A 14,643-nucleotide genomic window follows, 5' to 3' on the forward strand; every position below is an offset into this window, starting at 1 on the left:
AAACTATATTTTTAGAGCCTCAACCATTGTTGGGGCTTTTTTTATATCAAAATAACATATGACCGAATCCATAATAAACGCGCTTGTCCATCTCCTTGCAATCATTGAAAGTGCAAAAGAAGATACTGGTGTTGTCGATTCGGGCGAGCTTGTTATTAGACCTTATCTTCAAAAAAATCTCAATAATGAGACGCTCACCGCCGAGTACATCAAATTATTCTATGATTATCTCAATTTTTATAAGGAGCAACCAGCAGCAAAAGACAATGAAGGAGTAAGCATTGATAGTACCAGCATTCTACAAATAGCTAAGATTTGCAATCAACTAAACAAAGAACTTCTTCGCTCTGAGAGACTCATTGTCTTCATGCAATTAATGGAGCTGATACGGGCAGATGAAAAAGTCACTGCGAAGGAAGAAGAATTTGCAGCACTCGTTGCGTTGAATTTTAACCTGGATCAAGAGGATGTTGTCAACCTCAAAAACTTTATTCTAAAGCCCGATGAAAAGGAGATCAACCAAGAGAGAATTCTCATAGTTGACAACAAGCAGACCGAATGGCCGGAGGAAATGGCCTGGATCATTCGAAAGAAAAAAACCACGAATCAGGTACGTCACCTTTTCGTTCAAAACCTGTTTGGTAAGATCACAGTCCTTTATTTGAAAAGTGTAGAGACGTTCGTTTTCAGATATGATGGCCCCTTGAATCTTTTTCTTGAAGGGATAAAAGTTATACCTGCAAAATCCTATATTTTAAAACCAGGGTCTATCATCAAAGGACCGAATATCTCTTCCATTTATGAATCTGAGATAACCAAGCAATTCATTCAAAGTCAAACAAGCACACGTGTAGTACTTGCTGGAGATAAGGTTGAATTCAAATTCAGAAACAGCAGCAATGGTTTGAAGCCTTTTTCTTTCTCTGAGGACTCTGGCCGACTAATCGGTATTATGGGAGGGTCAGGTACTGGAAAAACTACCTTGATGAATATTCTCAATGGCAAGCTAAGATTAAATGGTGGAAGGTTGCATATAAATGGGTTTTCGTTGGAGCAAGCATCTACTGAAGGTGTGATCGGATACGTTCCCCAAGATGATTTGCTATTTGAGGAGCTATCTGTCTATCAAAATTTGTATTTCAATGCTAAAACCTGTTTCAGTGACTTTTCTGAAGATTTGATTGACAAAACGGTTCACAAAGCTCTTGATGATCTTGACTTGGAGGATATTAAAGATTTGAAGGTTGGTGATCCACTCAACAAAACAATTTCGGGCGGGCAAAGAAAGCGGCTAAACATTGCTTTAGAGCTCATGCGTGAACCTTCTGTGCTATTCGTAGATGAGCCTACCTCTGGATTATCTTCCATGGATTCAGAGAAGATGATGATGCTTCTCAAAGATCTGACTCGAAAGGGTAAACTGGTAGTTGCCATTATCCACCAACCTTCGTCTGAAATTTTTAAGCTTTTTGATCGATTGTGGATACTCGATAAAGGTGGCTACCCTATTTACAACGGCAACCCAATAGATGCGGTAGTGTATTTCAAGACCATGAATACACAGGTAAATGCAGCAGAAAGTGAATGCCCTCGTTGTGGCAATGTCATACCGGAACAAATCCTTCAAATCATTGAAGCTCGTGAGATTGATGAACGAGGAAGGTCTACGAAGAAAAGAAGGGTAAACCCATCAGTTTGGTATTCCAAATACAAAGAGAACATTGTTCCAAAGCTGGTTCGGCTGAAGTATGATTCAGTGCTCCCTCCTACGAATTTTCGAATCCCAGATAGCTGGCATCAGTTTAAAATCTTCAGTAAAAGGAATCTACTTTCCAAGATCTCCAATCGTCAGTATATCATCATAAATTTACTTGAAGCGCCTCTTCTGGCATTTATCTTAGGTTATTTTTCCAAGTATTCACCAGAAAAATCTTACGCTTTCTCTGAAAACATCAACCTTCCTGTATACCTATTCATGTCCATTGTGGTTTCATTGTTCATGGGGCTTACGGTCAGTGCGCAGGAAATCTATAAAGACCGGCAAATTCTAGAAAGGGAATCCTTTCTAAATCTATCACGGTTGAGTTATATCAACTCCAAGATCGTGTATCTCTTTATTTTATCGGCCATTCAAACCCTCTCTTTTGTATTGATAGGCAATTACATCTTGGAAATTCACGGGATGACACTCTATTACTGGGCGGTACTGTTTACAGTCTCCTGTTTTGCCAATTTGGTTGGCTTAAATATCTCTTCTGCACTCAATTCAGTAATCAATATTTACATCCTCATTCCTTTCATCTTAGTGCCTCAGCTTTTGCTTGGAGGGGCAATGATCAAGTTCGATGAACTCCATCACTCCATCAATAATCAAAAAAATGTACCTATTGTTGGTGACATGATGGCTTCAAGATGGGCTTACGAAGCTTTGGCTGTGGCTCAATTTCGTTACAATGATTACGAAAGACACTTTTTTGAAGTGAATAAAGAGATTAGCAAAAATTCGGTCTATCGCTCATTCATGATTCCTGAGCTATTCTCAATCAGTCGAGAGATTGTACGCGATAGCGCAGATTGGAGTAAACAAGAGCATTCCTTTATCATCATGAAAAATGAAATAGGAAACTTAACAGATCTTCATGGGCTGAGAGCTTTCCCATATCTTGACCAGATTACTCCTGAATATTACAGTACGTCAATAGCAGAAAAGTTAGAAGACTATCTAGTTTATGCTAGAGATAATTTTGCCAACGCTTATTTAAGATCACAACAAGAACGTGACCAACTCTACATCAAGCTAGTAGATGAGATGGGCAAAGAGGGGTTTGCTGAACTTGAGAAAAAGTATCATAATGAGTTTTTAGCGGATTTACTCATGAACAGGGCGCATCTCGACATGGTCTATCGTGGAGAAGATCAACTCATTCAAAAAAAGGATCCTATTTTCATGCGACCCTATTCCAATATAGGTCGCTCACATTTTTATGCACCTTTCAAAATTTTAGCCGGGCGCGAGATATCCACTTTCTACTTTAATATATCCTTTATCTGGTTTATGACGATAGTACTGTATCTGGCACTACTGGATAATACACTCAAGAAAGTCATCACGTTTTTTGAATCGCGAGAAAAAGACGAGAGCAGGCCAAATTCTTGGGTAAGGTTGTGGGATACTTTTCAAATAATGATGGGTTCGCCGAGGGTATACAAGCGTGCAAGAAAAATTAAAAAATCAGCAAATCAATGATGCATACTAATCTGGCCTCACTTCTCATAAGAGTTGCTTTTGGGGGTATGATGCTAACACATGGCTGGGGTAAATTCAATCGGCTCTTGTCTGGCAATCTTTCATTTTCTGACCCAATAGATATTGGTGAAGCTCCGACCCTGATACTAGCTGTCCTAGCCGAGTTCTTTTCACCGATTCTAATAATCATCGGATTAAAAACACGATTGGCTACCATACTTCCAGCTATCACAATGGTGGTGGCTGCCTTTGTGGTGCATGCAGATGATCCGTGGCGTAAGCAAGAGTTTCCCCTACTCTATTTCGTTGGATTTTTAAGTATTTACCTTATGGGTGGAGGGAAATACTCACTCGATTTCAAGCTAAAGAAGGTTTAGTTTTTTGTAAATGACTTTTTCGCTTATCTGAGTTATTTCACCAGACTTAAGGGGTTCTAAGTTTAATTCTTCAATCCCTACTCTTATTAATCTTAACGTTGGATGTCCCACCTTAGCAGTCATTCGTCTTACCTGTCTGTTTTTACCTTCTATCAAAGATATCTGCATCCATGACCGCACGGGATGCTTCAAATAGTTTACTGAAGGATTTCGCTCTGAAACCACCGGCTTTATTAGCTCAGCCTCAGCCGGCTTTGTTGCATGTTCCTTCCCGTTGATCTTAATTTTCACTCCTTCCCGTAAGGATTTCAAAGCGTGAGCGTCTGGAGTCCCCTCTACTTCTACCCAGTAGGTGCGTTTATGACCGTGTTTAGGATTTAGCAATTTATCGTTCAAGGCCTTATCATTTGACAGAATAAGAAGTCCTTCACTATCTAAATCCAGACGTCCGACCGGGTAGACGTCCTTCGGCAGATCAGTAAACACCTCACCGAGTCCAACATTCTGACCTTCGTTAGAAAACTGGCTTAAAACTTTGAATGGTTTGTGAATAATGAAATAGTGCCTTTTTCTAGCCACGATCGAATAATTTAAATACACCGAAACCAATCAAAACACCTAGAACATTGGCTAGTGCATCGATCCATTCAAAGTACCTGTAAGAAAAAAAAGTATACTGTACCACCTCTAGCCCGAATCCATATCCAGATGCAATAAGTAGGAGATTAATTGCCCGTTTGGGTGTCAGAATATCTGCTTTTCTAAATGCGATCATAAAGCTTATGATGAGCACAAAATACGCAAAGCAATGCTCAAGCTTATCAAGGTAACCAACTCCCTCAACTTGAATTGGAATGCTCAAAAATGTAGACAATAGAAAGATGCCGAGCGCAACCATTCCTGCGGGAATGAACCAAATCTTTTTACTATTCATTAGAGGGTGATTTTCTGACCATCAGTCAGTCTGTTCAATTTAAAATCAACTGCATCGATGACTTCATCGGCCATATGTGTAAGCCATAAAGACTTAGTATGGAACAAGGAAGCTTTATGCAAAAGTTCAGCATAACTCAGGTGACCAAAACTCACTTCTTTTAAAAAGTTACATTCACAAATAAAAACATCGGTACCCTCTGCAAGAGCGATTAGCTTATCTGACCAGGAAGTATCACCCGAAAATGCAATCTTTTTCCCTTTCCACTCCAGACGAATGGCATGAGGGAAAGAAGGTGGGCTATGATCCACTTCCCAAACTTTGATTGATTTATCACCTATAGTAAGTACTTCTCCTTGCTTATATTCCAAAAACCTTAAATCTAGCATTCCCAACTGCTCAACAGTTCCGGCATACATTGCTTCAAGTAAACTGTGCACGCGATCGGCTACACCAATGGGACCAATTATTGTAAGCGGTTTTTTACGAGGGATTTCGAACAGGCTACAAATAAGGATGAACGGGATACCTCCAAAATGATCACCATGAAAGTGAGAAATAACAATGGTGGAAATTGCTTCTACATCTATTTTTTCATGTTTCAGCCTAATGAGGGTTGTGGCTCCACAATCAAGTAAAACATGCTCATCACCATCGGAAACAAGAAACGAAGTGTTATTCCTTCCTCCATTTCCAAAGGCATCGCCACAGCCAAGTACAATTAATTCCATTCGCTAAATTTACCCAATGGAGCTATTCTTAAATGATAAACTTGGAAAAATTAGTGTTGAAATAGATGAGGCAAGCAATGCAAGGGCTATTCTCATAATGGCCCATGGAGCCGGTGCAGGCATGCTCCATCCTTTTATGCAAGTTCTTGCCAGTAAAATTGCGCTCATAGACATTACAACAATCCGCTTCAATTTCCCTTACATGGAGCAAGGGAGGAAGTCTCCTGGTTCTCCAAAAACAAATATCGAAGCTTGGAAAGCGGTTGTGGATTACGTTTCAAACACTTACCCAGATTTACCCATTTTTACCTCAGGTAAATCTTACGGAGGAAGAATGGCATCTCATTTAATAGCTCAAAACCAGATTTCAGCTATCAAAGGCATTATCTATTTTGGTTTTCCTCTCCATGCCCCCGGAAGAGACTCCATTGATCGGGCAGCTCACCTGGCTGACATCAATATTCCTCAATTGTTTCTACAAGGGTCAAAAGACAAACTCGCCAATCCTGATTTAATGAACGAGGTAGTCAAGTCTTTACAAATGGTGGAAATGGAGCTCATTGAGGACGCAGATCATTCATTTAATGTTCCCAAGAGAAGTGGTAAAACAAAGGAAGATATCATGGATTTTTTAGCACAAAAGTCCGAAGCTTGGATGAAGGATAAACTATGATCAGTTGGGATAGTACCAGAAAGGTATATTTACAAAACGCTGAAACGATCTTGTTGAATCTCTGCTCACTTTTTTAACCTCCAACGTGTTTTCTCCAAGCAAAAACGAGTCTGTTGGAATAGTGACTAAAAGTCCTTTTTGCTCTTGAGCAGGATGTATGTAAAAATGATACTTGAGATCTGAATAGGTAGAATCGTTGATGCTAAGCTGATATATGGATGCTTGACATTCAAGCAATTTTTGTCGGTCTTCGGATGAATAGTCTACCCCTGTTATTTGCAAATTGCCAGCTGCCGCTTTAAATCCGAATTTCATATTTAACCCGTCATCTTTCAAAGGCTCATAGTCCGGGCATTGGGAGGCAATTAGTCCATTATCTGCAGCGTCGTACCTCAAAAAAACCTGAAAATGATGCTTATCGATAAATTTAGACTCCAGACTTATGGAATTCACGTACTGATCTTCTGACCTCTTATCATCATAGTAATTAGCAGTTACAACATTGGTGTTGGAACCACCTGGAAAATATTGATATTGATCGAACGAAAAGATTGATGCAAGCAGCACAGATAGACCAGCCATGGCATAGACTATCCTGATTCGTTTCTTGGAAAATTTGCTAATCAAGTAATAGTAGATGCTTCGACTTAAGCCTGAAAGCGTGATGATGTTATAAAACCTATAAAAAGGATAATAGAACCTTGAGAACCATTTGATTTTTTTGAAGAAACCAAGGGTGAAATAATCAATCATGTAGATCATTCCCATTAATATCAAAAACAGAAAAACAACCATAGATATCAAGGTGAGTACAGAACTAACATTTCCATCCGGTAAAGCATTTAAACCTGCGCTTAAGACAAAGCCACTAAAAGCAAGAAATAATAAGAACATTCCGAAAGCCAATAATATGGATATGACCAAAAAAGAGAATGCAAAGATCACACTGCAGATTTCATCAAGCAGAATGACCATCCTGTCTAGGCTAATCACCTTCTTTTTTAACTTCTCCGTGAAAAAGTCATTATAGTTGAGTTTATTGAAGTCAATCGTGGATTGTACGGATCTCAGCCCGATAGTGCCTATCCAAAAACCCCTCAGCATCAAGTGGATAACCAAACATATGGTAAGCGCCAGAATTGATTTTTTTATAAGGACAAGGAAGACATAGCCAATGGATATGGGGCCTGAAATATTGTATTTAAACAAAATATCAGTCAAAAATTCATCAAATTGAGTGTTTGCTCCTATTAGAAGAAAAATGGTAAATGCGGATACGAGTAACTCTAACTGCCAGCTTTCGCGTTCAAGCTTCTTCAGCCAGCCTTCTATTTGATCTTCTGGGATATCGCTCATCTTATTTTCAATTACCTAAAAATAATCGATCACTCTCACACTTTAATCAAGTGCAGAAGTATAGAATTTCTTAATAAGGTCTGGGCTTTCTCCTTTCTTATACATTTTCATGGCCTTTAGGTTAGCAGCCTGCACTTTGAGGTACGAATTGGTTTCATATTTTCGGGCAGATACTTTTATGCTTTTAGCAATGACTTTAAATGACAATCCTTCTTGCCCCAATCGATCAAGCAAGTTATAATCTTCCATGATAACAAAGCGTTCATCAAATCCATCAATTCTAGAAAATGCCTCTTTGGTAATAAAAAGGGTTTGATCTCCACCTCTACACCACTTGAATGGAAATCGCGTAAAAAATCCATTGATATGAAGCAATGGGTTTGAAGGGTTGTCAAACTTGAAACGGTAACATCCGCTTTCAAAACCTTTCGAAACAGCCTCAATTATATCATTGACAAAGCTTGGAACAAGTTGCACGTCTGCATGAACAAAATAGAGAACATCGCCCTTGGCCTCCTTCGCTCCCTTATTCATTTGCAATGCTCTGGAACAGGGATCAGATGTGTAAACAGGAACATCAAAAGTACGGGCAATGACTGCAGTTTTATCTTCACTTTCGCCATCAACCACGATGACTTCAAAACGATTCTTTAGTGGATGACTCGTAAGAAATTTGAGCAAAGAACCGATTCGTTCTTCCTCATTTAAGGTTGGGATAATTACGCTGATTAACACAGGCTATGCTTTTCAGCTATATATACGAATGAAATGGCGAATAAGCTTTCTTTCGCCAATTAAACCGCTTTTCGATCGTCACTTTCTCTCGGAACACCTCCCTTGGCTTTTTCCATTGGCTTCTTGGCTTTCATGATCATGAATTGTGTGGCAAGATTCATCAGTTCAGGCTGGCCTGAATAACTGTAACCCAGCTCCTTCAATTCTTCAATGATTTTGCTATACTCTTCAGCTTTGGAAAGGGAGAAATCATCGTTGTTCTGAAGGTAGACTGCTTCTATTACTCCCAACGAGTGTTTCAGCATTCGAAAAAGCTTTTGATTCTTTGTCTCTTTCTCTTCACGAAAGTGCTTGGCATACACATCTGGCATGAGTTCTTTGAGTCGCTCAAAATGTTCACTCAGAACTGGGTGCTTGTCTTTGGTCATTTGGCTATAGCGTTTAAGGTTTTGATGAGTTCATTAGCTACTTGATGTTCTGTACTTGGAGCTAATTCTACGAATTTATTGATACTCTGGATGGCTTCTTTATATCTTTTCATGGAAATAAGAACCAAACCGAGGTTGTAAAAGCTGTTTGGATACTCAGGTTCAATTTGAGTGGATAGTTCATAATGTACTTTCGCAAGTTCCAAATTCCCTAAATCAGAATAAACGTTCCCTAAGTTGTAATGTGCTTCGAAGTGACGTGGACTCCTTTTCAAACATTGTGTTAAGTAATCAATTGCTTTGGTCAGGTTTCCCTGGCTTGATTTCAAAATACCGAGATTGCAGTAAGCATCTTCCACTGACTGGTTATTCTCTATGGCCAGCAAATAGTATTTTTCAGCATCGTCAGCTCCAACTTCGTCCAAATCCAATGCCTCCTCAAAAAAAGATCCTGCTTTTGGTAGAGCCACAACAGGTGTCTTATCTGGCAACTGATCAAACATATTCAACTGTCCAAAATCTTCCAGATTTGGTTTCTTCCTCCTCCTTGCCTTTTTAGGACCCAGTTTCTCTGGGGGGCTTACTGGAAATTGGACAACTTTTGTCATTTAGCTAGCTTTGCGCTTATCTTCTTTTTCTACTTCCTTTTTATCAGCCTTTTTCATAGGCTTCTTGGCATCTTTTGCCTGATCGATGCTCGCCTTCAGAGCAGTCATAATATCTACCACCTCAGGCTCTTCTTCAATATATGATACAACCTCATTGCCCTTGATCTTATTATCAATCATGTCGCGCAAAGCATCATTGTATTTATCTTCAAGACCGATTTTTTTGAATTTTTTCGTCATCGACTTGATCAACATATTGGCAAGCTTCAACTGTTCTTCTTCTGCTTCTTCTTCTATGCGAACGTTGGGAACATCCTTGATGCTTCTAACTTCATTAGGGTATCGAAGCTTATAGATCATAATACCTCGCTCATGTGGGGTTAGCAAAACCACACTTTCTCTATCGCGTAGAACCACTTTTCCTACTCCAACCTTTCCAGATTCTCTAAGGGCTTGACTCAGCAATGCATAGGTCTTACTCGCAACATCTCCGTCAGGTCCTGCAAAATAGGGTGAATCGTATAATGTCTCGTGTACTTCCTGGGCATCCACAAAGCCTTCGATCTCAATTACCTTGGTGCTCTTCAGTTTGACTTTTTCAAAATCGTCCGGCTCAACAATCACAAACTGTCCAGGTTCATACTGAAACCCTTTTACGATATCTTCCTGACGCAGCACGTCTCCTGTTACCTTATCCCGTTTTTCATACTTTACCGGATTATTTGTTTCCTTGGACAGCAGGTTGAATTGAACCTTTTGAGCCGTATCAATGGCATTGTAGATTCTGATTGGAATCGTGACCATTGAGAATCGAATATGTCCTTTCCAAATTGCTCGCATTGGTATGAATTTACTTATTAAGCCAGAAAATTAAAAATCTTTAACTGTTAATCAAAGTAAAGGCATATAACTTATTGATTATTAATTTTTTATAAAAGCATAAATGATAAATATCATTCGACAATCGAAAACATAATGACTTAATTTTCAGATACTTAAGAAATAACCATTCCTGTAAGAAAAAGCAGATTTAATTTGATATTAGCTCCAAATTAAGTTGACGCGCTCCACCAACACATCTATTTTTGCCTGCTCAAATGAATACAATGAAAGATTTCGTAGAAGAATTGAAATGGCGAGGAATGGTGCACGACATTATGCCGGGCACTCAGGAGGAACTAAACAAAGGCATGAGTACTGCCTATATCGGGTTCGATCCTACCGCTGATTCACTGCACATTGGAAACATGGTGCAAATCATGACATTGGTTCATTTCCAACGATGTGGGCACAAACCTCTTGCGCTGGTAGGCGGTGCAACTGGCATGGTCGGAGATCCGTCCGGAAAAGCCTCGGAAAGAAATCTATTGGATGAAGAGACACTCAATCACAACCTGGCATGCGTTAAAAGTCAGCTTGAGAGTTTCTTGTCTTTTGATGGAGAAAATGCGGCTGAAGTAGTGAACAATTATGACTGGTTTAAAGAATTTAGTTTTCTTGAATTTATCAGAGATGTGGGTAAGCACATAACTGTCAACTACATGATGTCCAAAGATTCAGTTAAATCCAGGCTGGAAACAGGACTTTCGTTTACGGAATTTTCCTACCAGCTAGTGCAAGGATATGATTTCTACTACCTGTGGAAACATAAAAATGCTAAGCTTCAGCTTGGAGGCTCTGACCAATGGGGAAACATTGTAACGGGTACTGAGCTGATCAGAAGAAAAGACCAAGGCGAAGCCTTTGCAATGACTACCCCCCTGATTACCAAGGCCGACGGTTCCAAATTTGGAAAATCTGAAGGTGGTAATATTTGGCTAGATCCTGAGAAAACATCGCCATACCAGTTCTATCAATACTGGATCAACTCTTCGGACGAAGATGTGGAGAAGTACATTAAGATTTTTAGTCTTAAGGGTCGAGAAGAAATCGAAGGTTTGATTGCAGAACATAAGGAAGCTCCACATCAGCGGCTGCTTCAACGTACTTTAGCTGATGAAATCACCGCACGCGTTCACTCTCCTGAGGATCTTGACATTGCCATTAAGGCCAGCTCAATTCTATTTGGGAAGTCTACAACTGAGGATTTGGAAAGCCTGGATGAGAAAACATTGCTTCAGGTTTTTGATGGCGTACCACAAACTGAGGTAAGTAAAAATGACATGACTGGAATCGATGTGACCACTTTCTTAAGTGAAACCACTCAAAAGATCATCTTTAAATCCAAAGGCGAGGCAAGAAAGATGATTCAAGGCGGAGGAGTAAGCATCAATAAAAACAAAATTGAGGCCCCCGATCAGTCTGTGGAATTCAATTTACTGCAAAACAAATACTTGCTTGCTCAGAGAGGGAAGAAAAACTACTTTTTGATTAAAGTGAATTGATCACTTCTTTTTCACCAACTCTTTCTTTTCCATCAGGCGCACAACCACTCCTGCATCAGACATATTCTCAAGGATTACTTTGAACAGAAATGTTAATGGAACTGCAAGTAACATTCCTGCCGTTCCCCAAAGAAAAGCCCAGAACACAAAACCGAAGAGCACCGCTACGGTATTCATGGAAAACGAATCCCCCATGAGTTTCGGCTCCACGACATTTCCCATGATAAGTTGTACACCTTCCAAGCAGAAAAATATCACCAGCACCTGAGATACAGAGCTGGAGTCAATGATTCCCAACACCAAGGGTGGGATAATGGCAATCAATGATCCTATGTAAGGAATGTAATTGAGCACAAGGGCAAGAAATCCCCACAACACCGCATAGTCAATCCCGAAAAACCAGCAAATAAGTCCAATAGCGACACCAGTCATGACGCTTACAAGCGTTTTAACCTTGATGTATGAGCCCACAGAGTCTTTAATTCGATTAAAGACTTCCAATGATTTTTTCTTATCCTCACCAGTTGTTCCAATGAGGTAGCTTATTGTTTGATCGTATTGAGTGATCGCACCCAAAAGTCCTGCGAAGTACAGAATTGTCATAAGAAGCTCTGCCGCCTTTCCACTCACAGTATTGATAAATGATCCAGACACCGTCCAAAATTGACTTGTTTGAAACATATCAGTCACCAAGCTTCTCAGTTCTCCCTTCTTAAACGTGATTCCAAAATAGGCCGTGTAGTCATTGATGAATGGTCTGAGATCATTCGATATACTGTCAAGAATAGAATCTCCATTTTCAATAAGTGCCTGTATGACATTGAACAAACCAAAGCCGATAAAGAAAAACACTGTCATGGTTACCAGTGTGGTCAATGCAATACTTACACTCACAGGAAAAAGTCGTTGAAAGAGGTGAACCAGGGGCTGAAACAAAACGGCAAAGAATAGTGCAAAGAACAACGGAATCAAGAGGTTTGATAGCTCTCGCATCAAATAAAGAACAGCAATGCCCAAAAAAATCATCATAATGATCTTAATGTGCCGCAGAGAGCGTTCCGTTTCTGTCGGTGAATTCATGCTTGCAAAATAATTGAATTCACACAGGAATCCGGTACCTTTAGTCTAATTCAAAACATTGATTCATGAAAAATCTCACCTCACTATCCTTGCTTTTTCTATTACTCCTGAGTTGTACTGGACAAGAAGTCCCAAATAAGGATTATCAGATTAAAACAGCAGTTCTTGCTGCGCCTGAACACCAAAGAAGTGAAGCTACAGTGCTTGGTTTCAATCAATCAGGAGATATTGTGATGTTAAAAGAAGGAACCAATGATTTTGTATGCATAGCGGATAATCCGTCCAATGATGGATTCAGTGTCGCGGCATATCACAAAAGTCTAGAACCCTTCATGACTCGAGGCAGAGAACTCAAGAAGCAAGGGCTGAATGCAAAAGAAGTTTTTGATAAAAGAGAGGAAGAAGTAGCTGCGGGTACGCTAGAGATGCCGGACAAAGCAACGCTTTACGTTACGGTTGGCGAGCCAAACGAAGAAACTGGAGAAATTGACAATTTGTATACCCGCTACGTGATTTACATTCCCTATGCAACAGAGGAATCAACAGGGATGCCATTAAGCCCCCCTGCTCCAGGTGCACCATGGATTATGAACCCTGGCACGCATAGAGCACATATAATGATTAACCCACCCAAAAAATAGCCTAAAATCATTTTTTTAGATACACTATCATTGTCTTTAGACACCAAGCACTAACTACAAGGGTAAGTATGCCAGATACTTCAAAGAGAAAATCATTTGGAAGTTCATACTTAGGAGGAGGATACATAGCAACCAGTAAATCACTATCAAAATTCAAATAATACAGCACGTTCTTCAACACATGATTGTATAAGCCTTCATAGAGCCCAATGGCTCCAACAAAGAAAAACCCAGCGAAAACAACGAAGATCCATTTAATAAATTGGCGCTCCCATCTAACTGAAACTACAAGAATTAGATAGGATAAAATCAGCCATGTGAAGCCTTGATAAGCAATGTGGTATCTCCATGGTGTCTCATACAACAATGCACCGTATACATGATGAATTGAAGTCATGAGATAAACACACAAAATAGTAACTGCGACATTTTTTTGGGACTTCTTAAATTTCATTTATAACCTTTTTTCTTAAACACTTGTCAAACATATTTAGGGAGCATCAAACCATAAGGAATGAGAACATTGAGAAAACATTGAGAAATGAAAACCATTAAGATTACATCGCAGCTTGAGCTGCTAGTGGATAGAAACGAATTAAAAGATAGGACAAGCGGAGAGAGCATATATCTGGAGCCTCGCCTTTCAAAAATCTTAATAATTCTTTTGAAACACAGAGGGAGAGTTGTTACCAGAGAGTTCCTAATTGATGCTATTTGGGGGAATTATAACAGTGGACAAGAGCTATTAACGCACTCTATTTCAATGCTTCGAAAAAAAATTGGGAATGATTTAATCAAAACAATACCCACAAAAGGATACGTAGTAGAGTCTATCCATCCTCAAGTCTCTTTTCCGGTCATTACTATCCTACCAAATTATTATTGGATACTGACCGTTGGGGCTCTATTTATTCTTAAAATGATTTTAAGCCATCATTAATTTGGCTACATAACGACGGGCCAGAAAATAATATCGACGCGTCTATTTCTGCGCCTGCCCTCCCATGTTCTGTTATCATACACTGGATTGAATTGTCCAAAATCTCGCTTTTCAATCTGGTTGGCCTTAAAGTCTAATATCAAAAGTCTTTCGATGACTGCATCTCCGCGCATTTCAGAAAGCCATTCGTTATACTCTGCTCCACCAATGTTATCCGTATGGCTGTGTATCGTAATGGTGTAATCACGAATATCCTTCACAGAATCTACAAGCTGCTTAAGTTCCTCCAATTGGTATTCATCAATAAAATAACTACCTCCCCCAAAGTAAATACTCTTAAGGATGTACGCCTCTGGTGGATCTTGGGCAACAGAAAAAGATGCTATAAAAGCTAGAAACATGGTCGCGAAAAACCGCATGCTTAAAATAAACGAATGAGGAAGCACCTTGTTTCGAACATCCATCTTTCCTTTGAACCATTCATCAACTATCGGACAATTCATCTGCTC

17 protein-coding genes are annotated in these 14,643 nt (G+C 39.6%); 6 read left to right on the forward strand and 11 right to left on the reverse strand.

The window, feature by feature from the left end; translation table 11 throughout:
• Positions 1–58 precede the first annotated feature (58 nt).
• Entirely contained in the window at positions 59–3,247 is a 3,189-nt protein-coding gene (locus ABJF57_RS06895) for an ATP-binding cassette domain-containing protein (RefSeq protein ID WP_462233675.1), read from the forward strand.
• Complete coding sequence (locus ABJF57_RS06900; RefSeq protein WP_462233677.1) at positions 3,244–3,624, forward strand: DoxX family protein; 381 nt, start codon at positions 3,244–3,246, stop codon at positions 3,622–3,624. Before ABJF57_RS06895 ends, ABJF57_RS06900 begins: the two co-directional genes overlap by 4 nt.
• Here the strand turns inward: ABJF57_RS06900 and ABJF57_RS06905 are convergent.
• From ABJF57_RS06905 to ABJF57_RS06915, 3 genes are read right to left on the reverse strand one after another with little or no spacing between them, the layout of a single operon-like run.
• Positions 3,610–4,203, reverse strand: coding sequence for a pseudouridine synthase (locus ABJF57_RS06905; protein ID WP_462233680.1), 594 nt, complete (start codon positions 4,201–4,203; stop codon positions 3,610–3,612). The two genes, ABJF57_RS06900 and ABJF57_RS06905, sit on opposite strands and share 15 nt — an antisense overlap.
• Positions 4,196–4,558 (reverse strand): VanZ family protein, encoded by a 363-nt coding sequence (locus ABJF57_RS06910; protein WP_462233682.1) that lies wholly within the window; start codon positions 4,556–4,558, stop codon positions 4,196–4,198. Before ABJF57_RS06910 ends, ABJF57_RS06905 begins: the two co-directional genes overlap by 8 nt.
• The gene (locus ABJF57_RS06915) at positions 4,558–5,289 is read right to left on the reverse strand and encodes an MBL fold metallo-hydrolase (RefSeq protein WP_462233684.1); all 732 of its coding nucleotides are present in this window, start codon (positions 5,287–5,289) and stop codon (positions 4,558–4,560) included. Before ABJF57_RS06915 ends, ABJF57_RS06910 begins: the two co-directional genes overlap by 1 nt.
• Before the next feature lie 16 nt (positions 5,290–5,305).
• Between ABJF57_RS06915 and ABJF57_RS06920 the strand changes: the two genes are divergently transcribed.
• Positions 5,306–5,962, forward strand: a complete 657-nt coding sequence (locus ABJF57_RS06920) for an alpha/beta hydrolase family protein (protein WP_462233686.1) — start codon at positions 5,306–5,308, stop codon at positions 5,960–5,962.
• On the opposite strand, the gene ABJF57_RS06925 is transcribed toward ABJF57_RS06920, so the two are convergent.
• The 5 genes from ABJF57_RS06925 to ku are packed head-to-tail and all read right to left on the reverse strand — an operon-like array spanning position 5,963 to position 9,929.
• Complete coding sequence (locus tag ABJF57_RS06925; protein WP_462233688.1) at positions 5,963–7,318, reverse strand: hypothetical protein; 1,356 nt, start codon at positions 7,316–7,318, stop codon at positions 5,963–5,965.
• Between the two features lie 42 nt (positions 7,319–7,360).
• Positions 7,361–8,053, reverse strand: a complete 693-nt coding sequence (locus tag ABJF57_RS06930) for a TIGR04283 family arsenosugar biosynthesis glycosyltransferase (protein ID WP_462233690.1) — start codon at positions 8,051–8,053, stop codon at positions 7,361–7,363.
• A 59-nt stretch (positions 8,054–8,112) separates the two neighbouring features.
• Positions 8,113–8,481 carry a hypothetical protein gene (locus ABJF57_RS06935; RefSeq protein WP_462233692.1) on the reverse strand — a complete coding sequence of 123 codons (369 nt, stop codon included), beginning with the start codon at positions 8,479–8,481 and terminating at the stop codon, positions 8,113–8,115.
• Entirely contained in the window at positions 8,478–9,089 is a 612-nt protein-coding gene (locus ABJF57_RS06940; protein WP_462233694.1) for a tetratricopeptide repeat protein, read from the reverse strand. Before ABJF57_RS06940 ends, ABJF57_RS06935 begins: the two co-directional genes overlap by 4 nt.
• Entirely contained in the window at positions 9,090–9,929 is an 840-nt protein-coding gene (gene ku, locus ABJF57_RS06945; protein WP_462233695.1) for a non-homologous end joining protein Ku, read from the reverse strand. It abuts the gene before it with no gap.
• Positions 9,930–10,195: 266 nt separating this feature from the next.
• Between ku and tyrS the strand changes: the two genes are divergently transcribed.
• A complete protein-coding gene (tyrS, locus tag ABJF57_RS06950) occupies positions 10,196–11,473 on the forward strand; it encodes a tyrosine--tRNA ligase (protein WP_462233697.1) in 1,278 nt (425 codons plus the stop codon).
• Here the strand turns inward: tyrS and ABJF57_RS06955 are convergent, their stop codons facing one another.
• Entirely contained in the window at positions 11,474–12,553 is a 1,080-nt protein-coding gene (locus ABJF57_RS06955) for an AI-2E family transporter (RefSeq protein WP_462233699.1), read from the reverse strand.
• Positions 12,554–12,618: 65 nt separating this feature from the next.
• Here ABJF57_RS06955 and ABJF57_RS06960 point away from each other — a divergent pair, with 65 nt between their 5' ends.
• Positions 12,619–13,194 (forward strand): hypothetical protein, encoded by a 576-nt coding sequence (locus tag ABJF57_RS06960; RefSeq protein ID WP_462233701.1) that lies wholly within the window; start codon positions 12,619–12,621, stop codon positions 13,192–13,194.
• Positions 13,195–13,201: 7 nt separating this feature from the next.
• Here the strand turns inward: ABJF57_RS06960 and ABJF57_RS06965 are convergent, their stop codons facing one another.
• The gene (locus ABJF57_RS06965; protein ID WP_462233703.1) at positions 13,202–13,648 is read right to left on the reverse strand and encodes a hypothetical protein; all 447 of its coding nucleotides are present in this window, start codon (positions 13,646–13,648) and stop codon (positions 13,202–13,204) included.
• A gap of 87 nt (positions 13,649–13,735) precedes the next feature.
• Between ABJF57_RS06965 and ABJF57_RS06970 the strand changes: the two genes are divergently transcribed.
• Positions 13,736–14,134 carry a winged helix-turn-helix domain-containing protein gene (locus ABJF57_RS06970; RefSeq protein ID WP_462233704.1) on the forward strand — a complete coding sequence of 133 codons (399 nt, stop codon included), beginning with the start codon at positions 13,736–13,738 and terminating at the stop codon, positions 14,132–14,134.
• A gap of 5 nt (positions 14,135–14,139) precedes the next feature.
• On the opposite strand, the gene ABJF57_RS06975 is transcribed toward ABJF57_RS06970, so the two are convergent.
• Entirely contained in the window at positions 14,140–14,637 is a 498-nt protein-coding gene (locus ABJF57_RS06975; protein ID WP_462233706.1) for an OmpA family protein, read from the reverse strand.
• Positions 14,638–14,643: the final 6 nt, after the last annotated feature.

The sequence above is a fragment of the Ekhidna sp. genome (genome assembly GCF_039940915.1).
Taxonomy (GTDB): domain Bacteria; phylum Bacteroidota; class Bacteroidia; order Cytophagales; family Cyclobacteriaceae; genus Ekhidna.

Bases quoted from the DNA above. Each gene is read 5' to 3' on its own strand.
- ABJF57_RS06895 (WP_462233675.1), top strand. From the start codon at position 59: ATGACCGAATCCATAATAAACGCGCTTGTCCATCTCCTTGCAATCATT.
- ABJF57_RS06900 (WP_462233677.1), top strand. From the start codon at position 3,244: ATGATGCATACTAATCTGGCCTCACTTCTCATAAGAGTTGCTTTTGGG.
- ABJF57_RS06910 (WP_462233682.1), bottom strand. From the start codon at position 4,558: ATGAATAGTAAAAAGATTTGGTTCATTCCCGCAGGAATGGTTGCGCTC.
- ABJF57_RS06915 (WP_462233684.1), bottom strand. From the start codon at position 5,289: ATGGAATTAATTGTACTTGGCTGTGGCGATGCCTTTGGAAATGGAGGA.
- ABJF57_RS06920 (WP_462233686.1), top strand. From the start codon at position 5,306: ATGGAGCTATTCTTAAATGATAAACTTGGAAAAATTAGTGTTGAAATA.
- ABJF57_RS06925 (WP_462233688.1), bottom strand. From the start codon at position 7,318: ATGAGCGATATCCCAGAAGATCAAATAGAAGGCTGGCTGAAGAAGCTT.
- ABJF57_RS06935 (WP_462233692.1), bottom strand. From the start codon at position 8,481: ATGACCAAAGACAAGCACCCAGTTCTGAGTGAACATTTTGAGCGACTC.
- ABJF57_RS06940 (WP_462233694.1), bottom strand. From the start codon at position 9,089: ATGACAAAAGTTGTCCAATTTCCAGTAAGCCCCCCAGAGAAACTGGGT.
- ku (WP_462233695.1), bottom strand. From the start codon at position 9,929: ATGCGAGCAATTTGGAAAGGACATATTCGATTCTCAATGGTCACGATT.
- tyrS (WP_462233697.1), top strand. From the start codon at position 10,196: ATGAAAGATTTCGTAGAAGAATTGAAATGGCGAGGAATGGTGCACGAC.
- ABJF57_RS06955 (WP_462233699.1), bottom strand. From the start codon at position 12,553: ATGAATTCACCGACAGAAACGGAACGCTCTCTGCGGCACATTAAGATC.
- ABJF57_RS06960 (WP_462233701.1), top strand. From the start codon at position 12,619: ATGAAAAATCTCACCTCACTATCCTTGCTTTTTCTATTACTCCTGAGT.
- ABJF57_RS06965 (WP_462233703.1), bottom strand. From the start codon at position 13,648: ATGAAATTTAAGAAGTCCCAAAAAAATGTCGCAGTTACTATTTTGTGT.
- ABJF57_RS06970 (WP_462233704.1), top strand. From the start codon at position 13,736: ATGAAAACCATTAAGATTACATCGCAGCTTGAGCTGCTAGTGGATAGA.
- ABJF57_RS06975 (WP_462233706.1), bottom strand. From the start codon at position 14,637: ATGAATTGTCCGATAGTTGATGAATGGTTCAAAGGAAAGATGGATGTT.